Source organism: Bradyrhizobium sp. 613_E4_N2_2 (assembly GCF_052075995.1).
Lineage (GTDB): Bacteria > Pseudomonadota > Alphaproteobacteria > Rhizobiales > Xanthobacteraceae > Bradyrhizobium > Bradyrhizobium barranii.
On record NZ_CP197234.1, the window covers coordinates 6,833,617 to 6,859,209 of the forward strand.

Sequence of the window (25,593 nt, forward strand, 5' to 3'; positions counted from 1 at the left end):
GATCGTTGCCGTCGGCGTGCTCGCGAGCGCTTCCGCGCTGGCGCAAACCGAAACCACGGGACAGGCAAACCCGAGGCCGGCAACGGCGGCCGGTACGGTGCCCGCAGCGGCGAACCCGGCCCATGCTGCCGCGCCGAAGGCTGCCGCACCCGCTTCGACGGCGGAGAGCCGCCGCGGCGCTCGCGCTGACGCACGAGCCAACCTATGACGAGGGCTCGGCCCAGCGCATCAAGGATGCCGCGCTCAGCTACTCCGATCTTGCCGTACGCGGCGGCTGGCCAGCCATCCCTGCCGATGCGAAGTTCGCCCTCGGCGTCCAGGGCGCCAGCGACGAGCTGTTGCGCAAGCGTCTGATCGTCTCCGGCGATCTCGCCGCCGACAAGGCCAGTGGCGCTTTCGATCAGGATCTCGCCGACGCCGTGAAGCGCTTCCAGGCCCGCCATGGCCTGGCGCCGACCGGCACGGTGACGCCGCGCACGGTCGCGGCGATGAACGTCTCCGTGCAGAAGCGCATCCGGCAGCTGGAGGCTTCGCTCCAGCGGCTCGAGAACATGAATTTCGGCTTCGGCCAGCGCTATGTCGTGGTCAACATCCCCGCCGCGTTTGCCGAAGCGGTCGAGAACGATGTGGTGGTACGGCGCTATCGCGTGATCGTCGGCAAGACCGAAAAGCCCTCGCCGACCCTGACGGCCCAGATCACCAGCGTCGTGCTCAATCCGACCTGGACGGTGCCGTCCTCGATCGCCAAGACCGAGATCTCGGCGCATATGCGCAAGGATCCGACCTATTTGTCGCGCATGCACATGGAGGTGCTCGACGCCCACGACAATCCGATCGACCCGCATTCGGTCGACTGGTCGGGCACGCACACGCCGAACTTCACCGTGCGCCAGCACAACGGCACCTTCAACGCGCTCGGCGCGGTGAAGATCGACATGCCGAATTCCTATTCGGTCTATATGCACGACACCAACCAGCGCAATCTGTTCAGCGACGACTACCGCTTCGATTCCCATGGCTGCTCGCGCGTCGACAATGTGCGCGATCTCGCCGCCTGGCTGCTGAAGGACCAGCCGAAATGGAGCCGCGCCGCGATCGATACGGAGATTGCGAGCGGCCAGCACCTCGAGGTCGCCATGGCGAAGAAGGTGCCGGTGGCCTGGATCTACCTCACCGCATGGATGACCAAGGACCAGACCGTCCAGTTCCGCAACGACGTCTATGATCAGGACGAGCAGTTGCTGGAGGCCACCGCCGAAGAGGCGGCGTTCTTCAGCAATGCAGGCAGCCATCCCCTGACCGCGCACATGCACGCAACGCAGTAGAGCATGATCCGGAAAAGTGTGCAGCGGTTTTCCGAAAAGATCATGCTCAAGGTATAACCGCTTCTCGCGCCATGCAATCGCGGCACAGGCGGATGCAAAGCCGCGTCCCTCGTCGCGGTTGACCCGGGCCGCGCCCCGGCCGCACATTGCGCCCGGCCTACGACAGCGAGCGCGCAATGCCTGACATTTCCAGCACGACCGAAACACCCCATGCCGACGGCAAGATCCTCAAGCAGGTCATCGACGGCGTCGGCGTGATCACCTTCAACAATCCCGACAAGCGCAACGCAATGTCGCTGGAGATGTGGGAGGGATTTGGCGAGGCGCTGACGAGCCTGCGCGATGACGAGACGGTGCGCGTCGTGATCCTGCGCGGCGCCGGCGGCAAGGCATTCGTCTCCGGGGCCGACATCAGCCAGTTCGAGAAGACCCGCCACAACGCGGCGGCGTCCGAGGAATATGCCAGGCGCAGCGCCGCACAGCGCGCGCTGCTCGCCGACTATCCCAAGCCGACCATCGCCTGCATCGAGGGCTTTTGCCTCGGCGGCGGCATGCAGGTCGCGATGCTCGCCGACATCCGCCTCGCCGCGCATGGCAGTCAGTTCGGCATTCCCGCGGCAAAACTCGGCATCGCCTACGGCTATGACGGCTTGAAGCATCTGGTGTCGCTGGTCGGTCCGTCCTGGGCACGGCTTCTGATGTACACGGGCATGCGGATCGATTCCGCCGAGGCGCTGCGCATTGGCCTCGTCGAGCGCTTGTTCCCGATCGACGAGTTGTGGGGTGAGACGATGACGATCGCGCAGACCATCTCCGAGAACGCCCCACTCGCGATCAAGGCCGCCAAGATCACCATCGCGCAGGTGTTGAAGGACGAGAGCCAGCGCGACCTGGAGGCAATCAGGGCGATCGGTCACGCCTGCATGGACAGCGCGGATTTTCGCGAGGGCCGGCAGGCCTTCATGGAAAAGCGCAAGCCGCAGTTTACGGGCAAGTAGCCTCGGCGTCCGGGCTCAGCAAGGCGCGGGCGTCAGCTTCTGATCACCAAACACCTCGATCAGGCGAAAGCGCTCGCACATCAGCATCATGTCCTCGCTGAATCGCCCGAGCCGGCCGAAATAGGTCCGATGGGCGCTGCGCCAATAGGCGAGGCTTCGATCGCCTTCGCCCTCATCGTGCGCAAACGCGGCATCGACGTCATTGAAGCGCCGATAGGTGATCTCGACGGATTCGATGACGCAGCGCGGTTCTCCCCGTCCGTCAAGCACGACCCAGAGTTCACCGGGCGTGGACGTGTTCGGTTCGTCCTCCGTGCTGCAAGTCGCGGTCTTGACGCCCTTGACGACGAGTTCGACCAATTCATCCGCGAGCGCAGGATTGTCGCCGAAGGCGAAGGTCCTGAGGTGCCGATAGTGCTCGGGAACCGGATTGCTCATTGACTTCCGGCTCCTCCGATATCGACCGCCTGCGGTAACTACAGCGCAGCGAGCACCGCTTTCGTAATGTCAGCCGTGCCATTGCTGCCGCCGAACTCCATCGGCTTGATGCCGCCGGCGTAGATCTGATCCACTGCACGCTCGATCTGCTCGCCGGCTTCCGCCGCGCTCTCGACGCCGTGCTTGTCGGCGAGCCAGTCCAGCATCATCGCCGCCGACAGGATCATGCCGGTCGGATTGGCCTTGCCCTGCCCCATGATGTCTGGTGCGGTGCCGTGGCAGGGCTGGAACACGGCATATTTGTCGCCGATATCGGCGGACGGCGCCATGCCGAGGCCGCCGATCAGGCTCGCGGTGATGTCGGAGACGATGTCGCCGAACATGTTCTCCATCACCATCACATCGAAATCCCAGGGACGCTTCACCAGCATCGCCGAGCAGGCATCGACATAGAGCCGGTCGGTCTTCACGTTCGGATGCTTCTTCTCGATCTCGTCGAAGATGCCGCGGAAGAATGCAAAGGCCTTGAACACGTTCGCCTTGTCGACGCAGGTCAGCATCCCCGGCTTGCCGCGCGCCTTGCGCCGCTCGGCGAGCCGAAACGAGAACTCGAACAGGCGCTCGGAGGTCTTGCGCGTGATCACCATGGTCTCGCGCGCGTCCTCATGGGTGACGATGCCCTTGCCCATCGAGGCGAACAGGCCTTCGGTGGATTCGCGGATCACGACGAGATCGATGCCGCGCTGGTCGGCGCCGACGATCGGGCTCGGCACGCCCGGAATGAGCCGCGCCGGGCGCACGCCGGCATAGAGATCGAAGATGAACCGCAGCTCGATCTGTGGCGCGATCTCGGTATTATCGGGGTAGCGGACCGACGGCAGGCCGCAAGCGCCGAGCAGGATCGCGTCGGCCTCCTCGCAGAGCTTGATAGTGGAATCCGGCATCGACTTGCCGGTCGCGAGATAATTGTTGGCGCCGGCGGGCGCCTCGGTGAAGCGGAAGCTCAGGCCGGACTTCGCCTCGATCTTGCGCAGGACTTCGATGGCCGGTGCCATGACTTCGGGACCGATGCCGTCACCGGCGAGCACGGCAATGTGGAAGGCGTTGTTTGCGGACATTTGAGAGACCTTAGGAAGGACGAGCCAAGGACGTCATTGCGAGGAGCGAAGCGACGAAGCAATCCAGACTGTGTCCGCCGAGGGATTTCTGGATTGCTTCGCTTCGCTCGCAATGACGGAGGAGAGAGCGTTTATTACGGCGTCAGCACCGTGCGACCGACCACCGCGCCCTGCTGCAATTGCACCAGCGCGTCGTTGGCCTTGTTGAGCGGCTGGCGCGTCACCGGGATCGGCGGCACGTTCTTCGCGCGCACGAGGTCGAGCAACTCCTGGGTCTCGCGCAAATTGCCGACATAGCTGCCCTGGATCGTCACCGCCTTGATCGGGATCAGCGGCAGCGCCCAGGTCGCGCCGCCGCCGAACAGGCCGACGATGACGAGCTTGCCGCCCTTGGTCAGGCAATCGAAGCCGAGTTGCGTGGTCGCGGCGTTGCCGACGAGATCAATCACGGCGCGGATCGGCCCGCCCGCCTTTTTGGCAAGCTGCTCCAGCGCGTCCGGCGCCTTGGGATCGACGGTCGCGAGCGCACCGGCCTTTTCCGCGGCCTCGCGCTTCCTGGCGTCGATGTCGACCATGATCGCGCCTCTTCCGCCCATTGCCTTCAGCAGCGACAGCGCCATCAGGCCAAGGCCGCCGGCGCCGAACATCACGATCGGCGTGTCAAAATGCTGCTCGACCTTCTTCAGCGCGCTGTAGGTGGTGACGCCAGAGCAGGCGTAGGGCGCCGCCGAGGCGGGATCGAGCCCCTTCAGGTTGAGCAGATAGCGCGGATGCGGCACCAGCATGTGGTCGGAATAGCCGCCGTCGCAATAGACGCCGAGCGAGCGCGGCGTCAGGCACATGTTCTCGTCACCGGCCAGGCACGTGGCGCACTTGCCGCAGCCGATCCAGGGATAGACGAGGCCGACATCGCCGAGCCTGAGATCGCTCTGGTCGGTCGGCTTCACGTCGGGGCCGAAGGCTGCGATTTCGCCGACCGTCTCATGGCCCATGGTCAGCGGCAGATTGATGCCGCGGTCCTTCAGCGACAGCGGCTTGCGGCCGTGGCCGAGATCGTAGCCACCTTCCCAGATGTGGAGGTCGCTGTGGCAGACGCCAGCGGCCTTCACCTTGATCAGCACCTGCGTGCCCGACGGCTGCGGCGTGGCCTCGTCGAACTCCTGCAGCGGCGCCTTGAAATCGGCGACCTTGAAACTCTTCATCGGCGTCCTCCCGGCATACTTCTTGTCGTCGCCACCATGCCATGACCGGCGGGGCGAAACAAATCCGGGAGCCGTCTTACAGCGTTTTCGAGCGAAGTGGATACCGGTTCGCGTAAAGAAAACGCGTCAAAACGAGAATCTAGAGCCCCGTTCCGATCACATCGGAACGGGGCTCTAGTTTAGGCCAGCGGATGGTGGCAAGCCGCGAACTGGCCGGGTGCGACCTCGCGCAACTCCGGTATCTCCGCGCTGCACCGCTGGTCGGCCCGCGGGCAGCGGGTGCGGAAGCGGCAGCCGGACGGCGGCGCAATCGGCGATGGTGGCTCGCCGGTCGCCACACTCTCGACGGGACGCACGTCCGGATCGGGCACCGGGATCGCCTGCAACAACAGGTCCGTGTAGGGATGCGCGGGCCTTGCGAACAATTGCTCCGACGGCCCGACCTCGCAGAGGCGGCCGAGATACATCACCGCGACGCGGTCGCTGACCGCTTTCACCACCGCGAGATCATGCGCGATGAACAGCAGCGTCAGGCCGAAGCGCGCTTTCATCTCCTCGAGCAGATTGAGGATCTGCGCGCGGATGGAGACGTCGAGCGCCGAGACCGGCTCGTCGCAGACGATGAATTCGGGGTTGAGCACCAGCGATCGTGCGATGCAGATGCGCTGGCACTGGCCGCCGGAGAATTCGTGCGGCAGGCGGCCCGCCACGATGTCAGGATCGAGCCCGACCGCGGACAACACCTCGTGAACGCGCCGCTTGCGTTCGGCGGCATCCTTGACGCCGGCGATGATGAGCGGCTCGGCGACGATATCGCCGATGCGCCGGCGCGGATTGAGCGAGGCGATCGGGTCCTGGAAGATCAATTGCACGCGGCGGCGCATCTTGCGCAGCGCCTCGCCTTCCATCGCGGTGAGGTCCTCGCCGTCGAACAGCACGCGGCCGGATTTGGCGCGGCGCAATTGCAGCACCGCGCGCCCCAGCGTCGACTTGCCGCAGCCGGATTCGCCGACCAGGCCCAGCGTCTCGCCGCGCGCGACCTGGAGGCTGACGCCGGAGACCGCGTGCACCGTCTTGTTGCCGAGACCATATTCGACGACGAGATTGTCGACGTTCAGGAGCGGCTCGGCGGGCATGGCAAACTGCATCATGCGTCAATCCCCTCCGTCATCTGGATGGGGTTGAAGCAGGCATAGAGATGCCCCGGCATCTCCGCGCCCTTCAATTCGGGCTTGGCCTCGTGACAGCGCCCTGCGGCATAGCGGCAGCGTGGCGCAAACGAGCAGCCTTTAAGTGGCCGGGTCGGATCGGGCGGACGGCCGGAGATGGCGGGCAACGGCGTATGCGGCGCGGTCTCCAGCTTCGGGATCGCCGCCAGCAGCGCCTCGGTATAGGGCATGTGCATGCGCTTGAACAACGCCTGCGTCGGCGCGCGCTCGACCACCCTGCCCGCATACATCACCGCGACCTCGTCGGCGCGGCCGGCGACGACGCCGAGATCGTGGGTGATGATGATCATCGCCATGTGGCGGCGGCGCTGCTCGCGCGCCAGCAGATCGAGGATCTGCGCCTGGATCGTGACGTCGAGCGCCGTGGTCGGCTCGTCCGCGATCAACAGTTTCGGCTCGCAGGACAGCGCGATCGCAATCGCGATGCGCTGGCGCATGCCGCCGGAACATTGATGCGGATATTGCGCGAGCCGCTGCTCCGGCGCCGGAATGCCGACGGCGGCGAGCAGCTCGATGCTGCGCTTCCGCGCCGCCGGCGCATCCAGTTCGAGATGCTCCTGGATCGTCTCCATCAGCTGGGTGCCGATGGTCAGCACCGGGTTGAGCGAGGTCATGGGGTCCTGGAACACGACCGCGAGGTCGCGCCCGCGCAGGCGCCGCAGGCTTTCGGCATCGAGCCGCACCAGGTCCTGGCCGTCGAACATCACGCGCCCGGTCAGCTTCGCCTTCTTCGGCAAGAGCTGAAGCACCGCGCGCGACAGCATGGTCTTGCCGCAGCCGGATTCGCCGACGATGCCGAGCGTGCGGCCCGCCTCCAGCGACAGATCGACATGATCCACAGCGCGCAAATTGCCGCGGGGGGTCGGCAGTTCGACCGCCACGTCCTCGATGGTCAGAAGCGGCGCGCTCACAGCGCCCCCTGACGCGGGTCGGTCAGCGCCCGCAAGGTGTCGCCGACCAGGTTGAAGGCCAGCACGGTCAAGAACAGCGCCGTTGCCGGCAGGAAGGCCAGCCGCGGCGCGACGTCGAGGCTGTCGCGCCCCTCGCCGATCATGCTGCCCCAGCTCGCCATCGGCGGTGGCACGCCGAGCCCGAGGAAGGACAGCGCGCCCTCGACCACAATAGTGACGGCGACGCCGAGCAGGAAGAAGGCCAGCAGCGGCAGGATCACGTTCGGCAGCAGCTCGCGCAGCAGGATGCGCGCATGGCTGGCGCCGAGCGCCTCGGCAGCGATCACGAACTCGCGCCGCGCGAGCGTCAGCGTGGCCGCGCGCGCTACCCGCATGAAGGCGGGAATGCCGAGCACACCGAGGATCAGGGTGAGATTGGGAATCGACTGGCCGAGATAGGCGGTCACCGCGAGCGCGAAGATCAGCGGTGGAAACGCCAGCAGCACGTCCATGCTGCCGACCACCAGCGTCTCGAACCGGCCGCGGAAATAGCCGGCGAGGAGACCAAGCGCGCCGCCGAGCGCAAGGCCGATCATCGGCGCGATCAGCCCCACCGTCAGCGACACCCGCGCGCCAAAGATCAGGCGGGCGAATTCGTCGCGGCCGAGCCCGTCGGTGCCGAGCCAGTGTTCCCCGGAGAACGCCGCACGGCGCTCCAGCATGTCCATGTCTACAGGATTCTGCAGCGGCAGCACCGGCGCGAGAATCGCGAGCGTCAGGACAATCGCGAGCCAGGCACTTGCCGACCAGAACAGAATGCCGAGCTTGCGCCGGCGCCGAACCGGCTCGGAGACCGCCTCGTCCTGCATCGACAGCTCAAGCGTGGCCATGGCGGATCCTGGGATCGAGCACGGCGTAGAGCATGTCGACGATGAAATTGACGAGGACGAAGCCGCAGGCGACCAGCAGCACCACGCCCTGGAGGATGACGAGATCGCGGGTGTAGATCGCGCCAACCAGCAAGCGGCCGATGCCCGGCAGCGCGAAGATCGATTCCACGATCAGCGTGCCGCCCAGCAGGCGACCGATGTTGATGCCCGTCACCGTCACCAGGGTCAGCGACGATGGCTTGAGCGCATGCACAAACAGGATGCGCGCGGGCTTGAGGCCTTTCGCCTTGGCGAGCGCGATATAGTCCTCCTGCAAGGTCGCGATCATGTCGGAGCGCAGCACCCGCATGATTCCAGGCCATTCCGCCAGCGCCAGCGTCAGCGCCGGCAGCACGAAGAAGCGCAGGTTCGACAGCGGCTCCTCGGTGAACGGCACATAGCCGGTCGCCGGCAGCCAGCGCAACTCGACCGCGAACAGATAGATCAACAAAATTGCCATCAGGAAGGACGGCATCGACAGCATGGCGAAGGCGCTGCCGGTCATGAAGCGGTCGAAGGCGCCACCGGCGCGCGCAGCGCAGGCGATCGCGAGCGGAACGCCGATCAGGAGCCCGATGAATTCGGCCATCAGCATCAGCTCGAGCGAGACCGGAATGCGCTCGGCCACCGCCTGCAACACCGTCTGCCCGGTGCGGAAGGAGCGGCCGAGATCGCCCTGAAGGACATGGCCGAGCCAGCTCAGGTAACGCCACCACAGCGGCTGGTCGAGCCCCATGTCACGGCGCAGCGCCGCGACATTCTCCGGCGTCGCCTGATCGCCGAGGATGACATAGGCAAGGTCGCCCGGCAGCAACGCGGCGATCAGGAAGGTGAGCAGCGAGACGGCGAGCAGCACCGGCAGGATGGCAAGGAGCCGCCGCACGACGAAGTTCAGCATCGCGCGGTCATTCCAGCCAGGTGGTCGAGACGTCGATCACGCCGTTGTAGATTTTCGGAAAGCCCTTCAGCTTGGCGCTCGACAGCGCGTAATAGGTGTTCTGGAAGGTCCAGAACCAGATTGCCTCCTTGTTGATCAGGCGGCTGATCGCGCAATAGTCCTCGATACGCGCGGCGGGATCGGCGGTGACGCGGGAGTGGTCGAGCAGCCGATCGAGCTCCGGATCGGCGAAGTTGGCCAGCGCCAGCGGGCTGCCGCTGCGGAAGTTCGCATACATCTGCGGATCGGGATCGGCGAGGTCGACGATGCGCCAGGGTATGAGCTGGAACTGACGCATGAAGGCGCGCGGCGGGATGGTGGCCTGGTCGACCTGCTCGATCTCCATGTTGGCGCCGGCGCGCTTCCAGAATTGCTGGAGCACCTGGCCGATCATGCGGCCGCGGGGCGTCGCAGTCACCATCGTCTTGAATTCGACCGGCTTGCCATACTCCTTGATCAGCGCCTTGGCCTTCTCGACGTCGAACGGCAGCGCGCCGTCGTCCTTGCACTTGACCCAGGAGCCGTCGCCGTAGGGATTGGTCGCGGGCCGGCTCAGGCCGTTGCTGATCGCCTGCGACATCTTCGGGCGGTCGATCGCCATCACCAGCGCCTGCCGCACGCGGACGTCGTCGAACGGCGCCACCTTGGTGTTGAAGGCATAGACCTGCGCGCCCGAGCCTTTATAGGTGTGCACGGTGAGCTTGGAGTCCTTCTGCGCCTTCATGATGTTGTCAGCGTCGTTCTCGTCGTCCCAGATGATGTCGGCCTCGCCCGATTGCAGCGAGGCGAAACGCGACTGGGCGTCGGGCAGCGGCTTCAGGATGATGCGGTCGAGATAGGGACGGCCCTTGTCCCAGTAGCCCGGGTTCTTCTCCAGAACCATGCGATCGCCGGCCGTCCATGATTTCAGGATGTAGGGACCGGTGCCGACGGGATTGCGATTGTAGTCGTCGCCCTTGGTCTTCCACGCCGTCGGCGAATGCACGACGTTGTTCTGGCTCTGGATGGTGTTCGTCGCCGGCAAATTCACGGAAGGATCGGTGAGATTGTAGACGACAGTATATTCGTCGGGCGCCTGCACCTCCCTAACGTTGGTGATGTAGAAGGCGCAGCGGCACTTGTTGGCGGGGTCCTTCTGCCGATCGAAGTTCTCCTTGAAGGCTTGCGCATTGAACGGCGTGCCGTCGTGGAATTTCACGCCCTGGCGCAGCTTGAAGGTCCAGGTCTTGTAATCGTCGGAATGGGTCCAGGACACTGCCAGCTTGGGCGCGGCCTCGCCCTTGTCGTCGAGCGTGGTGAGCGTATCGAAGATCGCGGCCGCAGCGGTGAAGGTCGAGGTGTCGTAGACCCCGACCTTGAGCGGATCGAAGCCCGTAATCTCCAGCTCCTGACCGACGGTGATGCTGCCGCCCGCCTTCTGCGCCTGTGCCGGCTCAGCCGGCGGAAGGAGAGCAAATGCCGCAACAAGGAAAATCGGCGCGTGCTTGCGCGCCGCGGCAGCAAGGTTCGTCATGGTTCCTCCCGGGATCCCTCGTCCGATGTTTCGGATCGTTGAATGACTCGGGCGAGATTGGCGATAAATGTTCGCCACGGCAAGAGGAACACGCGAGTGATCAAACGCTGTAGTGGTGCTGCGATGCGCTCAGTTTGTCGCAGCCGTTTTGCCTGACGGAATTGGCGCATCGCCGGCGAGGCCGATCTCCTCGCACAATTCGTCCGTGTGCTCGCCGAGCACGGCCATCGTCTTGGCGGGCGTGGTGTCGGCGCCCGACATCCGGAACGGCAGATTGAGCACCTGGAACGAGCCACCCTCGTCCTCGACGGACGAGAGCGCCTGCCGGTGCGCGAGTTGCGGATCGGCCAGCGCCTCGGACGCGGTGCGATAGGCCGAGGCCGGCACACCAGCCGCGCCAAGCGCGACAAGACACGCGTCGGTCGTGAGCGGCCGCGACCAGGCCTCGACGCCGTCCATCATGTCGGCCCAGTTCTCGCGGCGCGCGGCGTAGGTGGAGAAGCGCGGATCGGAAATCCATTCGGGACGGCCGATCACACCCATCAGGCACTGAAACGTCTTCTCGCTCGCGACCGTGATCATGACATAGCCATTGGCCGTCTCGGTCGGCCCGAACATCGGGCGCGGCGGTGGCTTCACCGCGAATTGCGAGCTCTGCAGCTCGACCACCGTCAAGGTCAGCATCGATTCCAGCATCGAGACGTCGATGTGCTGGCCCTGCCCGGTCACCGTGCGCTGATAGAGCGCCGACGCAATCGCGCCGAAACCGTAAGTGCCGGTGACGACGTCGGCATGGTAGATGCCGCAATAATCCGGCCGGCTGCGGCCGGGCTGATAGGCGAGATGCGCCATGTCGTAGCCGGAGGCCGCATGGATTACCGGCGCGTAGGCCGGCAGCTCGGCCAAGGGACCGGTCTGGCCGTAGCCCGAGATCGAGCAATAGATCAGCTTGGGATTGACCGGGCGCAGGCGGTCATAGTCCAGCCGCAGCCGGTGCATCACGCCGGGGCGAAAGTTCTCGACCAGGATATCGGCGGTCGCGGCGAGCCGGCGCACCGCCTCCTTGCCCTCCTCGGACTTGAGATCGAGCACGACGCTTTTCTTGCCGACGTTGAGCTGGCCGAATACGGTGCTGCACCCCTTGCGCAGCGGCGGCCGGGTGCGCATCGTCTCGCCGCCGTCGGTCTCGATCTTGATGACCTCGGCGCCCATGTCGGCAAGCATCCGCGCACAGTGGGGGCCGGCGATGGTGGTCGAAAAATCCAGGACCCTGAGGCCCGCGAAGGCCTTTGTCGTCGTCCCCTCATGCTTATCTGCTAACGGCATGCCTGCTGCGCCCCTCGGCCTCTTAGGAACTATCGAAGTTCTCTCTTGTTGATGCGCCGACCCTAGAGGGCGGCGGGTGCGTAGGAAAGTCTTTACCGAACGGACGCGTCTCACGGGCGGGCTTGGGAATTCCAGGACAACTGGACCCGTTCTTGCATAGCAACAGACGGGATCGGAAGAGGGCAGCTGTTCTTGAGGGTCTTGTTCGTCACAACCGAGATGGACGATTTCGTCCGCGTTGGCGGACTCGGCGCCGTTTCCGCTGCACTTCCCAGGGCGCTTCGCCCTCTCGCCGATATCCGGGTCATGTTGCCCGGCTACCGCGACATCATCGAACAACTCACGCATATTCAGATCGTTGGCCGCTGCCCGGCGTTTGCGGAGATGCCGGCCTGCTCGCTCGGGCGGGCTGCGACCAAGGACGGGCTGCCGGTCTATGTGCTGTTGTGCTCACAACTCTACGACCGGCCCGGCAATCCCTATGGCGACGAGTCCGGACGCGACTGGCCGGACAACGACATCCGCTTCGCGCGCTTTGCCTCGGCTGCCGCTGAGCTGGCCATGGGCAAGCTGGACAAGAATTGGGCAGCAGACCTGGTCCATGCCAATGACTGGCAGGCCTCGCTCGTGCCGGCCTACCTCGCGTGGCGCGGGGCCAGGCTGCCGTCGATCCTGACCATCCACAACCTCGCCTACCAGGGACTCTTCCCGAAGGACTCGCTGCGGCGGATCGGCGTCCCCGAGAGTTCCTTCCATATCGACGGCGTCGAATTCTACGACCAGCTCTCCTTCCTCAAGGCCGGGCTGGTCTATGCCTCGCACCTCACTACCGTGAGCGGCACCTATGCACGCGAGATCACGACGGAGGAATTCGGCTGCGGCCTCGAAGGCCTGCTTCGTGTCCGCTCCGACGCGGCCGAGCTCACCGGCATCCTCAACGGCATCGACGAGAGCTGGGACCCGCGCTCCTGCTCCCAGCTGGCCCAGCAGTTCGGCGCCGGCGACTGGGTCGGCAAGAAGGCCAATGCGGATTATATCCGCAAGCAGTTTGGCCTGGCGGTCTCGCGCGGGCCGATGTTCGCGATCGTCGCACGCCTCGTGCACCAGAAGGGCATCGACCTCGTGCTGTCGGCCGCCGACGAGATCATCGATGCCGGCGGGCAGATCGTGGTCACCGGCTCCGGCGAGCCGGCGCTCGAGCAGGCGCTGATCGACGCGCATCGCCGCCGCCCCGACGCGATCGGGGTCACGATCGGCTTCAACGACGCCCAGGCGCGGCGCATCTTCGCGGGCAGCGATTTCACATTGATGCCGTCGCGCTTCGAACCGTGCGGGCTCAGCCAGATGTACGCCCAGCGCTTCGGCTCACTCCCGATCGGTCACCAGACCGGCGGCTTGGCCGAAACCATCACCGACGGCGAGACCGGCTTTCTGTTCTCGCAGCCCTCGCGCGCGTCCTTCCTCGGCGGCGTCCGCCGCGCCTTCTCAGCTTTCGTGGCGCATGACCAGCTCGACTCCATGCGTCGCAGCGCGATGGGACGTTCGTTCTCCTGGAGCATCTCGGCCGGCAGTTATAGCGCGCTGTATAGGAGGCTGGCGTCGGTGTGAGGCGACCTCCCCGTCATTGCGAGGAGCGAAGCGACGAAGCAATCCAGACTGTCTCCGCGGCGACAGTCTGGATTGCTTCGCTGCGCTCGCAATGACGATGTGGAGAGAGGCGCGCCACTCTATCGCCCGTCACTCCAAGAGCTGAGAACCTCACCCCTTCCCGCGCACATCCATTTGCGGCCGCCCGATCCAGGCGCGATTGAGACACCGGGTCATCCAGTCGGGCTGCGGCTCGCCCCGCAGCCGCGCCTGCGCTTCCTGGTAGGGACCGACATAGCGCAGCCGGTCTGGCAGTTTGGGATAGACGCGCCTGATCCATCTCAGCGCATTGTCGGCTGCCCGCTTGTCGCGCTCGTCGAATTCAAACCCGAAGCCCGCTCGCAGGCGCTCCGGCAACAAGCTCGCCGTGAGCGCGCGATACCATCGCGGTGGTCGCAACCACGGACGGGCGCCGCCAAGGATCTGCGCGGCGATCTCGCGCGCCGCCGGGCTGACGGTCAGCGTATCCGACTGCGCCATCGCCGCGGTGTAGGCCGCAAAGCCGGACCAGTCCGCGGGCAAATCGTCGGCCGTCAATCCGAACAAGGCGCCGAACATCCGGCTCTCGCTCCAGTAGCGCTCGCGCTCCTCCGCCGAGAGCGGCGGAAGGACCAGGTCATGTGCCATCACCGCGGTCTCGACCAGCGTCGCATGAACCCAGCGCAGCGACGGAATGTCATTGGCGCAGTAGCGCGAGCCTGCAGCGAACGGACCGACGGCCTCGGGCATCGCGCCGACGATCATGCTGTGGCGCCGATGCAATTGCCGGGACGACAACTGCGCCCGGTCGAGCGAGCCGAACACCATCGCAAAGACAATGTCGAAGGTACGATGGAAGCGACCGATCGGATCGGCAAGGGTCCGCGAATGCTCCGCGATGGCGGCAGCGACCCAGGGATGCGCCAGCTGCAACAACAGCGCACGGCCGGCGCCAAGAAAGATGACGGCCTCCCGGTCGATCTGCCAGGTCACCGTGTCAGGGCCGAACACGCCCGCAACCGGTCCCGCCGCGTCAGCGCGGACCTGATCGAGGGCCAATTCCAGATCGTTCCCGGATACCAACTGCAAGGCCTCTCAAAAGCGGACGACGACCGACAATCCGCAGGGCCTGTGGCAATTCGATGAAAGCGGACGCGGCCCTACTCCGCCGCCATCGGCATCTCGTCCATATGCTCGTGCAGCACCACGCCGGCGAGCGGATCGAATTCGCCGATCCACGGCTTTCGCGCGAGCACTGATTTCGTGTGAACATAGCCAGCATGCCAGCGCCGCGTAATGCCTGACGGACTGAAGTCGATATCCTTGGTATGGGTTTCGCGATCGAGCTGGGGCGCCAGCAGTCGCACCACATGCATGCGGGTCGGACAGCCGTAGCTCACCAACTCCCTCACCGCGGGATCGTTGCGCTCGGTCTCGGGCAACCGCGCGGCAAGCTGGTTGATGACATGGCGCAGGCGATGGGCCTGCTGCTGCCGCACGATCTGGCTCGCGATGCGGCTGGAGTACTGCACGTCCTTGTGGCGGTTCAAGACCTCCGCCATCGTGATCGGCTCGGCGCCGACGGGATTCCATAGATGCACGGAGAAGATCAGCGAATCCCTGCGTGGGTTGTCGTCGAATACGGCCTCCGTCGGCGTGTTCGACAGGATGCCGCCGTCCCAATACAGCTCGCCATCGATCCGCACCGCCGGGAACGCGGGCGGCAGCGCGCCCGAAGCCATGACATGCTTCACCGTCAGCTCGCCGTCGCGGCTGTCGAAATAGCGCATTTCGCTGGTGCCGACATGAGCCGCACCGACCGTCAGTCGCGGCGCGCAGCGATTGGCCAGATCGAAATCGACCAGCTCGCTCAGCGTCTTCTCCAGCGGTGCAGTCGAATAGAAGCCGGCATGATCGGCGCCGAGCGGAAAGGAATCTCCCGCATGCGCCAGCGGGGTGGGCCGGAAGAAGCCGGGAATGCCGTTGGTGACAGTCGACAAATAGGCGAGCTTCTCGCTGAAGTCGGGAAAGGCGCCGCCCAGAGCCCAGACCGGATTCTGCTCCATCCGCTTCCAGAACTCCTTCAGGCGCGCGAGCCTGTTTTCCGGCGCATTACCGGCGATCAGGCTCCCGTTGATGGCGCCGATCGAGGTGCCGATGACCCAGTCCGGCTCGATCCCGGCCTCGTGCAGGGCCTGATAGACGCCCGCCTGATAGGAGCCGAGCGCACCGCCGCCTTGCAGCACCAGCACGACCTGTCCCGGCAGATCGTTAGGCCCGCACACTCCGACATTTTTCTGCATGCTCGTCACGCTCCTGCTCCGGAGAGCCTGCCCCGTCGCTTCTACGCAAAATCTTCCGGCATTGTTACGCCCGGCGACCGCCGGCCGTCCAGCGACCATGTCCGAAAAGGGCAGCGCGGAACCAACGGAGCGTTAACGCTTGACCGGGGCGTCCTGCGGCGGCTCGTCGTCGGCGATAGCCCGCCACGCCGCGCCGTCGAGATCGTCATATTGGCCGCTCCGCAGCGACCAGAGGAAGGCGACGAGACCCGCACCGCCGAGCATCAGCGCCAGCGGCACCAGGATGACCAGGATTTCCATCACACGATCTCCCGCGCAGCTCCGCGCGCGCGCAACGAATTCAGCATCACCAGGATCGAGGATCCGCTCATGGCCGCCGCCGCGATCAGGGGCGTCACCACGCCGCTGATCGCGACCGGAACTGCGAGAACGTTATAGCCGATCGCCAGCCAGAGGTTCTGCCGCATCAGATGCAGCGCCTTGCGCGCGGAGTCGATCGCGGCGACGACAGGCGCCAGCGGCCGGCCGAGGAAGACGAGATCGGCGGTCGCCTGGCTGAGATGCGCGGCCGAGATCGGCGACATCGAGACATGGGCCGCCGCCAGCGACGGCGCGTCGTTCATGCCGTCGCCGACCATCAGCACTTTTGCGCCGCGCCGCTTCAGTTCCTCGATCCGTGCGATCTTGTCGGCCGGCGTGACACCGGCGCGCCATTCGGCGATGCCCAGCGCATGGGCCGCCGCGATCACCGCGGGCTCGCGGTCGCCGGAGAGAATCTCGATGCCGATATTGCGCGCCTTCAGCGCCGCGATCACGGCCTGCGCGTCCGGCCGCAGGCCCTGGCGCACCGAGAGGATGAACTTTTCAGTCCCTTTGCTGAAAGCCACGATAGAGGCCTCGGGATCGAGCGTGGCGCTGCCGACCAGCGCTTCGGCGCCGCAGAATAACGGACGGCCAAGGCGAAGCTCGACACCGTCCACCACAGCGCGCACGCCCTGCCCGGCCTCCTCGACCGCGCCAACGATCGGCGACCTTGCACCGGCGGCCTGCGCGACGGCGGCGGCAACGGGATGGTGGCTCGACAGCGCGAGCCGCCCGGCAAGTGCAAAAATGTCGGCGGGAATATCGGCCGCGTTCATCACTTCGAGATCGGGCAGCGTCAGCGTGCCGGTCTTGTCGAAGATGACGTGGTCGGCCTCGGCGAGCCGCTCGATGGCGTCGCCGGAATTGAGCAGCACGCCAGCTTTGAACATCGCGCCCGAGGCCACCGTCTGCACGGTCGGGATCGCGAGCCCGAGCGCGCAGGGACAGGTGATGATCAGCACGGCCACGCCGGTCACGATCGCATCGTGCCAGCCGGCGCCCGCGATGACCCAGCCCAAAATGGTGATCAGCGCGGTCGCATGCACGACTGGCGCGTAGAGCCGCGAGGCGCGATCTGCGAGCCGCATGTAGCGCGAGCGTGCCTGCAGCGCGTTGTCGAGCAGCCGCGTGATCTCGGCGAGCAGCGTCGCCTCCGACGCAGCCGAGACCCGCACCCGCAGCGTGCCGGAGATGTTCATGGAGCCCGCATAGACCGCCGTGCCCTGCTCCGCCGTGACATACAGCGTCTCGCCGGTGATCAGGCTCTGGTCGATCTCGGAACGCCCCTCGATCACGGTGCCGTCGACGGCGCAACGCTCGCCGGGCCGGAGCAGCACGATGTCGCCGGGATGGATCGCCGCGACCGGCACCTGCGAAATCTCGTCGGGCCCGACGAACTTGGCCGCGGTCTCCGCCTTCAGCGCGGCGAGATTGCCGGCGACCGCGCGGGTCCGCCGCCGCATGTTCTGGTCGAGGACGCGGCCGACCAAAAGAAACGTGAGCAGCATGATCGCCGCGTCGAAATAGGCGTGCTCGGCGTGATGGATGGTCTCGACCACGGACATGCCGAGCGCAAGGCACACCCCGATCGAGATCGGCACGTCCATGTTGGTGGTCTTGGCCGACAGCGCGCGCCAGGCCGAGCGGAAGAACGGCTGGCCGGCATAGGCTGCCGCCGGCAGCGCGATCAGCGCCGACAGCCAGTGGAAGAAATCGCGCTGCTCCGGCAGCATGTCGGAGACGTTGCCGGACCAGACCGGGATCGACAGCATCATCACGTTCATGGTGGCGAACGCGGCGACGCCGAGGCAGCGCAGCAGGAAGCGGGATTCCGCCACTTCCGTCGCTTCCGCGCTCTCGGTCTCGTAAGGATAGGCCTTGTAGCCGAGCTCTTCCAGCCGATCGATGAAGCGGGCCGGGTCGAGCGTGCCCTGCTTCCATTCCAGCGCGACGCGGCGGTCGGTGAGGTTCACGCGCGCCAGCGTGACGTCGGGGATGGCCGACAGTCCGCGCTCGATCTTGGCCATGCAGCCGGCGCAGTGAACGCCCTCGACCGCGAGATCGATGTGCTTGATACCCTCGCCCGCGGCCCGGACGTAATGCGAAAAATCCCGCGTGACCTGCATGACGAATTCCCTCAGTTCAGGATCACGCGGTTGCGCGACATGAACACGCGTGTTCCCCGCGCCGCGCCTTCGATCACGAGATCCCACTGGCCCGGCGCAACCGACGCGGCATTGCCGCGATAGATGCCGATGCCGGCTTCCGACAGCTCGACTGCGAGATCGGCGCGCTTGTCGGTCGGCCGCTCCAGGCGTCCGCCGAATTTCAACCCGCTCATCGGCTGGCCGCTCGCATCGCGCGCCTCGACCTGAAGCGAGGCAGCGCCATCGGCGCGGCGCTCGATATGGGCGTTGACCTTCCAGTTGCGCGCGGCCTGGTCCTGTGCTGCCGAGATCTCGCGGTCATAGGTGAGGCCCGCGGCATAGGGGCTGTCGACGTCGGTGCCGGGCAGCGTCGCGATCGCGAGCTTCATCATGGTCACGTTCACGCCGATCACGAGCCCGAAGAAGGCGACCAGCATCAGGAACACTTTTGTTCCGGTCAGCGGCTTGGTGGCCATGGCAGTCTCCTGATCCTAGGGCGAGACGAAGTTGTCGGTGGCGGTGGCGACCTCACCGAGCCCGATGTCGGTGACGTGGAAGCGAACGGGAACCGACTTTTCCGGATTGCTCTCCGCCGGCGCAGTGACCAGCAGGCGCAGCTCGCTGGTGGAGTCGCGCGGGATCACGATCATCGGCCTATCCGGCGTCACGGAATCAATGCCGACGACGTGCGTGGTCAGGTTGGCCGGACCGTTCGCGTCGATCGCGATGACGCGGTCATAGCCGCTCTTGTTCAAGAGCCGCACCGTATAGGCATTGCGGATCGAGCCATCGCTGAGCCTGACCGCGACCGGGTTGCGGTCGTGCAGCACGTTGACGTCGAGCAGGCTGCGGGTCGCGAGCGTGTAGATCATGATGCCGCCAACCGCCGCGATGATCGCGCTGTAGGCGACGGTGCGGGCCCGGACGATGCGGTAGAGCGGCGCCTTGCCTTCCTGGCGGCGCTGGATGTTGATGTCGTTGTCGTAGCCGATCAGCCGCTTCGGCCGGCCGATCTTGGTCATCACGTTGTCGCAGGCGTCGATGCAGAGCCCGCACTGGATGCATTCGAGCTGCGGCCCGTTGCGGATGTCGATGCCGGTCGGGCAGACCGCGACGCATTGATAGCAGTCGACGCAGTCGCCGACGTGTTCGCCGAGCGCGCGCAGCTCGATCGCCTTCTTCACCGAAGTGCGCTTCTCGCCGCGGTCGTAGCGATAGGTGACGTTGAGCGCCCATTCGTCGGTGAGCGCGGCCTGGATGCGCGGCCACGGGCACATATAGGTGCAGACCTGCTCGCGCATGAAGCCGGCCAGGACGTAGGTCGTCGCGGTCAGGATGCCGATCCAGATATAGGCGATCATCGGCGCCTGGAACGTGACGAGCTCCTTCACCAGCGTCGGCGCGTCGTTGAAATAGAGCACCCAGGCGCCGCCGGTCCACCAGGCGATCAGGAGCCAGATCGAATGCTTGAGCACGATCTCGGAGATGCGCTCCAGCTTCATCGGATCGGACGACTTGTCCTTCTTCATCCGCTCGCGCCGGTCGCCCTCGACCAGCCGCTCGACCGCGTAGAACAGATCGGTCCACACCGTCTGCGGACAGAGATAGCCGCACCAGATGCGGCCACCGACCGAGTTCATCAGGAACAACGCCACCGCGGCGACGATCAGCAGGCCGGTGAAGTAGTAGATCTCCTGCGGCCACAGCTCGATGAAGAAGAAGTAGAAGCGGCTGTTGGGAAGATCGATCAGCACCGCCTGGCTGGGAGCACCGATGCCGCGATTCCAGCGCACGAACGGGAGGAAGTAGTAGACGCCGAGGCAGAACGCCATCAGGCCCCATTTGATCCGGCGGAACGTACCGGAGACGCTCTGGGGATACACCTTCTTCTGGGCTACGTAGAGCGGCCCGTTGTCATCGTTCGATGTGAGGTCGTTCGGGTTCACGGTCTTGTTCATCGCCAAGAAGCTTCTCGAAAAGGTGCGATTAAACCTAGACCCGACGCGAGCGCGTCAGTTGATCCAGCTCAAGCGGGGGCACTTTATGTTCGCCCCCGCATGTCGCGAGCAGGCTATTTTCCACCGCCCAGCGAGTGGACGTAGACCGCCATCGCCTTGATGGTGGCGGGATCGAGCCGCCCTTCCCAGGCCGGCATCACACCGGCGCGGCCCAGGCTGATGGTCTCGACCAGGCTCGCTTCGTCCGAGCCGTAGAGCCAGATCTTGTCGGTCAGGTTCGGGGCGCCCATCTCCGGGTTGCCCTTGCCGCCGTCACCGTGGCAGGCGACGCAATTCTCCGCAAAGATCTTCTCGCCCTTGGCAGCATCAAAGCCCTTGCGGGTCGAGAGGCCCGACAGCGACCGCACGTAATTGGCGACCGTGACGATCTCGTCGCCCTTCAGCACGCCGTCCTTGCCGAAGGCGAGCATCTGGCCCTCATGCGCCTTGGCATGGCCGGAACGCGCGCCGAACTGGATGGTCTGCATGATCTGGTCGAGCGTGCCGCCCCACAGCCAGTCGTCGTCGTTGAGATTCGGAAAGCCCTTTGCGCCGGCGCCGCCGGAGCCGTGGCATGGCGCGCAATTGTCGCCGAACACGGTCTTGCCCTTGGCCCGCGCAAGCGCCAGCAAGGCCGGGTCCTTCTCGATGTCGGCGAGCGAAGCGGCGCCCAGCGCCGCCATCTTGTCACCCCGGACCTTCTCGAGGTTGGCGAGCTCGACCGCGACGTCGGCACGCGAGGAATAGCCGAACAGGCCCGTGGTATTGCTGGAGATCAGCGGCCAGGCCGGATAGACGATCCAGTAGCCGATCGCCCAGACGATGGTGAGGTAGAATGAGATCACCCACCAGCGCGGCAGCGGCGTGTTGAGCTCCTTGATGCCGTCCCACTCATGTCCGGTCGTGGACTTGCCGGTGACGGAATCGATGTCGCTATGATGGTCGGTCATGATCTCTTACTCCTCCCGCAACGGCAGGCGCGCCGCTTCGTCGAAAGCGGCCTTGTTGCGGGGCCATAATGCGTAGGCGATGATCGCGAGAAAGATCGCGACGAACACCGGCGTCCAGATCGTGGTCACCAGACCAGACGCGAGATTGTCGAGTGTCAGGATGGCTTTCATCGGTGATGCCTTCTCAGCGAAGATTGGCTTTCTCGTTGTAGAGCTTGAAGTCGACCAGCGTGCCGAGCATCTGCAGGTACGCGATCAGCGCGTCCATCTCGGTCGGCGTGCCGGCCTTGCCGTCGAAATTGCGCACGACGGCCTTGGCGTAGCGCTTGCCGAAGGCGTCGGAGCCGGCATTGTCGGGATCGGCCTGGGCCTTCAGATCGGCGCCTGCGTTCGCGATCTGGTCGCCGGTGTAGGGCGTGCCGATGGCCTTGAGCGTCTTCATGTGGTCGGCGATCGTATCGGGATCGACCTCGGTCTGGCTCAGGAACGGATAGCCCGGCATCACCGACTGCGGCACGATCGCGCGCGGGTTGGTCAGATGGGTGACGTGCCAGTCGTCGGAATATTTGGCGCCGACGCGGGCGAGGTCCGGACCGGTACGCTTCGAGCCCCACTGGAACGGGTGGTCGTACATGCTCTCGGCGGCGAGCGAGAAGTGGCCGTAGCGCTCGACCTCGTCGCGCAGCGGGCGGATCATCTGCGAATGGCAGAGATAGCAGCCTTCGCGGACATAGACGTTGCGGCCCGCAAGCTCCAGCGGCGTGTAGGGCCTGACGCCGTCGACCGCCTCGATCGTGCTCTTGAGGTAGAACAGCGGAGTGATCTCGACGAGACCGCCGATCGCGATCACCAGCAAGATGCCGACGATCAGGACGATCGAGTTCTTTTCGAAGATTTGATGGCGTGTCCAGAACGACATGGAAGGCTCCTCATTCCGCCGGCTGAAGCGCGACGGGCATCTGGACTTCCACTTCGCCGACGCGAACGGTCATCCAGAGATTGTAGGCCATGATCAGCGCCCCGATCAGGAACAGGCCGCCGCCGGCGGCGCGGATGATGTAGAAGGGATGCATCGCCTCGACGCTCTCGATGAAGGAATATTCGAGGAAGCCGAGCGAGGTGTAGGCGCGCCACATCAGGCCCTGCAGGATGCCGGACACCCACATCGCCGAGATGTAGAGGACGATGCCGAGGGTGGCGATCCAGAAGTGCCAGTTGACGAGCTTCAGACTGTAGAGGCCCTTGCGATTCCACACCCACGGCACCAGGCAGTACAGCGCACCGAACGAGACGAAGCCGACCCAGCCGAGCGCGCCGGAATGCACGTGGCCGATGGTCCAGTCGGTGTAGTGGCTGAGCGAGTTGACCACCTTGATCGACATCATCGGGCCTTCGAAGGTCGACATGCCGTAGAAGGCGACGGAGACGACGAGCATGCGCAGCACGGGATCGGTGCGCAGCTTGTCCCAGGCGCCCGACAGCGTCATCAGGCCGTTGATCATGCCGCCCCAGGAGGGCATCCACAGCATGATCGAGAAGGTCATGCCGAGCGTCTGCGTCCAGTCAGGCAGCGCCGTGTAGTGCAAATGGTGCGGGCCGGCCCAGATGTAGAGGAAGATCAGCGCCCAGAAGTGGATGATCGACAGCCGGTAGGAATAGATCGGCCGCTCCGCGCGCTTCGGGATGAAGTAGTACATGATGGCGAGGAAGCCGGCGGTCAGGAAGAAGCCGACTGCGTTGTGGCCGTACCACCACTGGAACATGGCGTCCTGGATGCCGCCCCAGGCGACATAGGATTTCGAGCCGAACACCGAGACGGGGAGCGCGGGATTGTTGCCGAGATGCAGGACCGCGATCGTCACGATGAAGGCGAGATAGAACCAGTTCGCGACGAAGATGTGCGGCTCCTTGCGCTTGATGATCGTGGCAAGGAAGACCAGCAGATAGGCGACCCAGACGATGGTGAGCCAGAGGTCGGCATACCATTCCGGCTCGGCATATTCCTTCGACTGGGTGACACCGAGCAGATAACCGGTGCCGGCGATCAGGATGAAGAAATTGTAGCCGATCACGACGAACCATGGCGCGAGGTCGCCCGCAAGGCGCACCCGGCAGGACTTCTGCACGACATAGAGCGACGTGCCGATCAGCACGTTGCCGCCGAAGGCGAAGATCACCGCGGAGGTGTGCAGCGGACGAAGCCGGCCGAAGCTGGTCCAGGGCAGATCGAAGTTCAGTGCGGGCCACGCCAGCTGCGAGGCGATGATGAGGCCGACGAGGAAGCCGGCAATGCCCCAGAACATCGCCATGACGGCGGTGAACTTGATCGGACCCATATTGTAGTTGGGGCGGCCGTTGATCTCCGTCGGCGGCAGCGCCGCCGGACGATCGAAGTAGCGGTTGATGATGCCAAAGACCACAGCCAAGCTCGCCGCTGCGCTGAGCGCGGCATGGAAGGCAAAGGCCGAATCGAGCGCCTTGGCTGAGGCGATCACGCAAAGGAAGGCGGTGACTGCGAACACGATAGCCAGGCCGCTTTCACCGATGGTCATGGATTTGGAGATGGAGGGCTGGCTCATGCGGATTCTCTCTGAAAGAACACGCCGCCAGAAACCACATTCGACCTCGCGGCGAATTGATTGAAATCAAGACAGGTGGATTTCTATTCGGGTGAGTGACGCGGCGCCCGTCAGTTGAAGTGCCCTCTCCCCTTGTGGGAGAGGGCAGCGAGGACGGTGCCGCGCACTCACTTGGGTGAGGGGTTGGCTCCGCACGGAGAGTCTTTCGGTGGAGAGAACCCCTCATCCGGCGCTTCGCGCCACCTTCTCCCACATCCGCCTTCGCCAAGGCTTCGGCGGACATGAGGGGAGAAGGAAGAAGTCACTCCTGCGCCGTCGCCTTGAGCGCCTTGATGACGTCCTCGCGGGCGATGATTCCGACCAGCTTCTCGGCGCCGTCGAGCACGATGATGCTCCTGATGCGGTGCTCGACCATGATCTGGAGCACGCGCGTCAGCCGCGTGTCGGGGCTGACATAGATGAACTCGGGCGTCATGACGTCGCCGATCCTGCGGCTCATCAGGTCGCGATAGTGCGGCAGCATCTGGCTCGGCGAGAACGCGAAACACTTCAGGATGTCGAACTTGGTAACGATGCCGACCACCTGCCCGTCGTCCTCGACCGGATAGGAATTGAAATCATCACGCTCGAACATCTCGCTGAGCGCGAGCAGGTCGTGGTCGCGCCGCACCGTCGTGACGTTGCGCGTCATGTAGCTGTCGACGGTCTCTTCAAGAAATTTGTACACGGCGCGTCCTCCTCGATTAGCTTTTGGGCCGGGCGGCCGTCAGTGCGACAGCAGCACGCTGCGGGCGGATTGGGTGACCAGATATTCGGTGACGCCGCCGAGGATCAGCTCGCGAAAGCGCGAATGACCATAAGCGCCCGCCACGATCAGGCCGGCCCCAAGGTCGCCGGCGACCTGCTCCAACTGCGCGGCAGCGGTTGCGTTCCGCACGGCCTCCGAGACGCGTGCGCTCGCGGTAACGCCGTGACGGGCGAGCCAGGCGGCAACGTCGGTGACGCCGGCCATCACCGCCGAACGGTCGTCATCGCGCTCCGGGATTTCGACGATGGTGACGTCCCTCGCCTTGCGCAGCATCGGCAGCGCATCCGCCACCGCGCGCCGCGCCTCCGGCGTGTCCTTCCACGCCACCAGCACGCTGCGCAGGTCGAGCCAGTTGACCTTATCGGGAACGACGAGAAGCGGGCGGCCGGCCTGCATCACCAGGTCCTTGGGGCTCGCGAGCGCGAACGCGTCGGAGAAGGCCGGGCTGTGGCCGCCGCTGACGATGATGTCGGCACATCGTGCCTGCGCCAGCACGAATCGCGCCGGAAAATCCATCGCGCCGCGCCACTCCACGCGGCCGCCGCGCGCCTTGGTGGCGGCGCGGAATTGCGCCTCCAGATCGGCAAGGCGCTTCCTGATCGAGGCTTCCTCCTGATCGATCAGGCTCTGGGCTTCAGCGCCGTCGGTGAAATAGAGCGGCGGCGCGAACTGCCCTGCGGCAACCCCGATAATGGCCGCCTCGAATCGCTCGGCGAGCTCGCCCGCGACCTGAAGGCGCGCCTCGTTGGACTGATCGAGCGCCAGGCTGACCATCACGGTCGCGTAAGTCATTGGGATTCTCCGCACAGCTATGAACTGGCGCGAAATCTAGCCTCGCCGTGACGGGGCAGGATGAGGTAGATCAAATCGCCGGGCGCGACCTTGCGGGAAATCCGCCAATGGAATCAGACATCC

The 25,593-nt window shown here is 65.2% G+C and carries 24 protein-coding genes; 3 read left to right on the top strand and 21 right to left on the bottom strand.

Translation table 11 applies throughout. The annotated features are described in order from the left end of the window. Positions 1–122 precede the first annotated feature (122 nt). Positions 123–1,325 carry a L,D-transpeptidase family protein gene (locus AB7290_RS32365; RefSeq protein ID WP_245344241.1) on the top strand — a complete coding sequence of 401 codons (1,203 nt, stop codon included), beginning with the start codon at positions 123–125 and terminating at the stop codon, positions 1,323–1,325. 176 nt (positions 1,326–1,501) lie between these two features. Beyond that, entirely contained in the window at positions 1,502–2,323 is an 822-nt protein-coding gene (locus AB7290_RS32370) for an enoyl-CoA hydratase (protein ID WP_085404443.1), read from the top strand. Positions 2,324–2,338: 15 nt separating this feature from the next. Here the strand turns inward: AB7290_RS32370 and AB7290_RS32375 are convergent, their stop codons facing one another. From AB7290_RS32375 to AB7290_RS32415, 9 genes are all read right to left on the bottom strand, one after another. Then, on the bottom strand, positions 2,339–2,761 hold the full coding sequence (locus tag AB7290_RS32375; protein ID WP_085404444.1) for an ASCH domain-containing protein: 423 nt from the start codon (positions 2,759–2,761) through the stop codon (positions 2,339–2,341). A 38-nt stretch (positions 2,762–2,799) separates the two neighbouring features. Next, positions 2,800–3,879, bottom strand: coding sequence for an isocitrate/isopropylmalate dehydrogenase family protein (locus AB7290_RS32380; RefSeq protein ID WP_085404445.1), 1,080 nt, complete (start codon positions 3,877–3,879; stop codon positions 2,800–2,802). Between the two features lie 134 nt (positions 3,880–4,013). Then, positions 4,014–5,081, bottom strand: coding sequence for an alcohol dehydrogenase (locus AB7290_RS32385; RefSeq protein ID WP_085404446.1), 1,068 nt, complete (start codon positions 5,079–5,081; stop codon positions 4,014–4,016). Between the two features lie 179 nt (positions 5,082–5,260). Next, complete coding sequence (locus AB7290_RS32390) at positions 5,261–6,232, bottom strand: ABC transporter ATP-binding protein (protein WP_085404447.1); 972 nt, start codon at positions 6,230–6,232, stop codon at positions 5,261–5,263. Beyond that, on the bottom strand, positions 6,229–7,221 hold the full coding sequence (locus AB7290_RS32395; protein ID WP_085404448.1) for an ABC transporter ATP-binding protein: 993 nt from the start codon (positions 7,219–7,221) through the stop codon (positions 6,229–6,231). Before AB7290_RS32395 ends, AB7290_RS32390 begins: the two co-directional genes overlap by 4 nt. After that, the gene (locus tag AB7290_RS32400) at positions 7,218–8,090 is read right to left on the bottom strand and encodes an ABC transporter permease (RefSeq protein ID WP_085404449.1); all 873 of its coding nucleotides are present in this window, start codon (positions 8,088–8,090) and stop codon (positions 7,218–7,220) included. Before AB7290_RS32400 ends, AB7290_RS32395 begins: the two co-directional genes overlap by 4 nt. Continuing rightward, positions 8,077–9,027, bottom strand: coding sequence for an ABC transporter permease (locus AB7290_RS32405; protein ID WP_071915956.1), 951 nt, complete (start codon positions 9,025–9,027; stop codon positions 8,077–8,079). The genes AB7290_RS32400 and AB7290_RS32405 overlap by 14 nt, the downstream gene beginning before the upstream one ends. Before the next feature lie 7 nt (positions 9,028–9,034). Beyond that, positions 9,035–10,579, bottom strand: a complete 1,545-nt coding sequence (locus AB7290_RS32410; protein ID WP_085404450.1) for an ABC transporter substrate-binding protein — start codon at positions 10,577–10,579, stop codon at positions 9,035–9,037. A 129-nt stretch (positions 10,580–10,708) separates the two neighbouring features. Beyond that, complete coding sequence (locus AB7290_RS32415; protein ID WP_085404451.1) at positions 10,709–11,905, bottom strand: CaiB/BaiF CoA transferase family protein; 1,197 nt, start codon at positions 11,903–11,905, stop codon at positions 10,709–10,711. 192 nt (positions 11,906–12,097) lie between these two features. Here AB7290_RS32415 and glgA point away from each other — a divergent pair, with 192 nt between their 5' ends. Further along, positions 12,098–13,513, top strand: coding sequence for a glycogen synthase GlgA (glgA, locus tag AB7290_RS32420; protein WP_085404452.1), 1,416 nt, complete (start codon positions 12,098–12,100; stop codon positions 13,511–13,513). A gap of 150 nt (positions 13,514–13,663) precedes the next feature. On the opposite strand, the gene AB7290_RS32425 is transcribed toward glgA, so the two are convergent. The 12 genes from AB7290_RS32425 to AB7290_RS32480 form a co-directional block, all read right to left on the bottom strand. Next, the gene (locus AB7290_RS32425) at positions 13,664–14,614 is read right to left on the bottom strand and encodes an oxygenase MpaB family protein (RefSeq protein ID WP_085404453.1); all 951 of its coding nucleotides are present in this window, start codon (positions 14,612–14,614) and stop codon (positions 13,664–13,666) included. A 77-nt stretch (positions 14,615–14,691) separates the two neighbouring features. Then, positions 14,692–15,834: a patatin-like phospholipase family protein gene (locus AB7290_RS32430; protein ID WP_085404454.1), complete on the bottom strand. Its 1,143-nt coding sequence runs from the start codon at positions 15,832–15,834 to the stop codon at positions 14,692–14,694. Between the two features lie 132 nt (positions 15,835–15,966). After that, positions 15,967–16,134, bottom strand: a complete 168-nt coding sequence (gene ccoS, locus AB7290_RS32435) for a cbb3-type cytochrome oxidase assembly protein CcoS (protein WP_014497059.1) — start codon at positions 16,132–16,134, stop codon at positions 15,967–15,969. Continuing rightward, positions 16,134–18,323 (bottom strand): cation-translocating P-type ATPase, encoded by a 2,190-nt coding sequence (locus tag AB7290_RS32440; RefSeq protein ID WP_085404455.1) that lies wholly within the window; start codon positions 18,321–18,323, stop codon positions 16,134–16,136. Before AB7290_RS32440 ends, ccoS begins: the two co-directional genes overlap by 1 nt. 11 nt (positions 18,324–18,334) lie before the next feature. Continuing rightward, entirely contained in the window at positions 18,335–18,820 is a 486-nt protein-coding gene (locus tag AB7290_RS32445) for a FixH family protein (RefSeq protein ID WP_085404456.1), read from the bottom strand. A gap of 15 nt (positions 18,821–18,835) precedes the next feature. Beyond that, complete coding sequence (gene ccoG / locus AB7290_RS32450; RefSeq protein WP_085404457.1) at positions 18,836–20,302, bottom strand: cytochrome c oxidase accessory protein CcoG; 1,467 nt, start codon at positions 20,300–20,302, stop codon at positions 18,836–18,838. 113 nt (positions 20,303–20,415) lie between these two features. After that, positions 20,416–21,291, bottom strand: coding sequence for a cytochrome-c oxidase, cbb3-type subunit III (ccoP, locus tag AB7290_RS32455; protein ID WP_085404458.1), 876 nt, complete (start codon positions 21,289–21,291; stop codon positions 20,416–20,418). Between the two features lie 6 nt (positions 21,292–21,297). After that, positions 21,298–21,462: a CcoQ/FixQ family Cbb3-type cytochrome c oxidase assembly chaperone gene (locus tag AB7290_RS32460; protein ID WP_014497064.1), complete on the bottom strand. Its 165-nt coding sequence runs from the start codon at positions 21,460–21,462 to the stop codon at positions 21,298–21,300. 13 nt (positions 21,463–21,475) lie between these two features. Next, positions 21,476–22,210, bottom strand: a complete 735-nt coding sequence (gene ccoO / locus AB7290_RS32465) for a cytochrome-c oxidase, cbb3-type subunit II (protein WP_085404459.1) — start codon at positions 22,208–22,210, stop codon at positions 21,476–21,478. 10 nt (positions 22,211–22,220) lie between these two features. Beyond that, positions 22,221–23,870 carry a cytochrome-c oxidase, cbb3-type subunit I gene (gene ccoN, locus AB7290_RS32470; protein ID WP_085404460.1) on the bottom strand — a complete coding sequence of 550 codons (1,650 nt, stop codon included), beginning with the start codon at positions 23,868–23,870 and terminating at the stop codon, positions 22,221–22,223. A 301-nt stretch (positions 23,871–24,171) separates the two neighbouring features. Continuing rightward, positions 24,172–24,597, bottom strand: a complete 426-nt coding sequence (locus tag AB7290_RS32475) for a CBS domain-containing protein (protein ID WP_085404461.1) — start codon at positions 24,595–24,597, stop codon at positions 24,172–24,174. Between the two features lie 39 nt (positions 24,598–24,636). Then, positions 24,637–25,470, bottom strand: coding sequence for a universal stress protein (locus AB7290_RS32480; RefSeq protein ID WP_085404462.1), 834 nt, complete (start codon positions 25,468–25,470; stop codon positions 24,637–24,639). Positions 25,471–25,593: the final 123 nt, after the last annotated feature.

Bases quoted from the DNA above. Each gene is read 5' to 3' on its own strand.
- ccoS (WP_014497059.1), bottom strand. From the start codon at position 16,134: ATGGAAATCCTGGTCATCCTGGTGCCGCTGGCGCTGATGCTCGGCGGT.
- AB7290_RS32460 (WP_014497064.1), bottom strand. From the start codon at position 21,462: ATGAAAGCCATCCTGACACTCGACAATCTCGCGTCTGGTCTGGTGACC.
- AB7290_RS32400 (WP_085404449.1), bottom strand. From the start codon at position 8,090: ATGGCCACGCTTGAGCTGTCGATGCAGGACGAGGCGGTCTCCGAGCCG.
- ccoN (WP_085404460.1), bottom strand. From the start codon at position 23,870: ATGAGCCAGCCCTCCATCTCCAAATCCATGACCATCGGTGAAAGCGGC.
- ccoP (WP_085404458.1), bottom strand. From the start codon at position 21,291: ATGACCGACCATCATAGCGACATCGATTCCGTCACCGGCAAGTCCACG.
- AB7290_RS32405 (WP_071915956.1), bottom strand. From the start codon at position 9,027: ATGCTGAACTTCGTCGTGCGGCGGCTCCTTGCCATCCTGCCGGTGCTG.
- ccoG (WP_085404457.1), bottom strand. From the start codon at position 20,302: ATGAACAAGACCGTGAACCCGAACGACCTCACATCGAACGATGACAAC.
- AB7290_RS32430 (WP_085404454.1), bottom strand. From the start codon at position 15,834: ATGCAGAAAAATGTCGGAGTGTGCGGGCCTAACGATCTGCCGGGACAG.
- AB7290_RS32390 (WP_085404447.1), bottom strand. From the start codon at position 6,232: ATGATGCAGTTTGCCATGCCCGCCGAGCCGCTCCTGAACGTCGACAAT.
- AB7290_RS32480 (WP_085404462.1), bottom strand. From the start codon at position 25,470: ATGACTTACGCGACCGTGATGGTCAGCCTGGCGCTCGATCAGTCCAAC.
- AB7290_RS32375 (WP_085404444.1), bottom strand. From the start codon at position 2,761: ATGAGCAATCCGGTTCCCGAGCACTATCGGCACCTCAGGACCTTCGCC.
- AB7290_RS32415 (WP_085404451.1), bottom strand. From the start codon at position 11,905: ATGCCGTTAGCAGATAAGCATGAGGGGACGACGACAAAGGCCTTCGCG.
- AB7290_RS32380 (WP_085404445.1), bottom strand. From the start codon at position 3,879: ATGTCCGCAAACAACGCCTTCCACATTGCCGTGCTCGCCGGTGACGGC.
- AB7290_RS32365 (WP_245344241.1), top strand. From the start codon at position 123: ATGCTGCCGCGCCGAAGGCTGCCGCACCCGCTTCGACGGCGGAGAGCC.
- AB7290_RS32385 (WP_085404446.1), bottom strand. From the start codon at position 5,081: ATGAAGAGTTTCAAGGTCGCCGATTTCAAGGCGCCGCTGCAGGAGTTC.
- ccoO (WP_085404459.1), bottom strand. From the start codon at position 22,210: ATGTCGTTCTGGACACGCCATCAAATCTTCGAAAAGAACTCGATCGTC.
- AB7290_RS32440 (WP_085404455.1), bottom strand. From the start codon at position 18,323: ATGCAGGTCACGCGGGATTTTTCGCATTACGTCCGGGCCGCGGGCGAG.
- AB7290_RS32410 (WP_085404450.1), bottom strand. From the start codon at position 10,579: ATGACGAACCTTGCTGCCGCGGCGCGCAAGCACGCGCCGATTTTCCTT.
- AB7290_RS32370 (WP_085404443.1), top strand. From the start codon at position 1,502: ATGCCTGACATTTCCAGCACGACCGAAACACCCCATGCCGACGGCAAG.
- AB7290_RS32445 (WP_085404456.1), bottom strand. From the start codon at position 18,820: ATGGCCACCAAGCCGCTGACCGGAACAAAAGTGTTCCTGATGCTGGTC.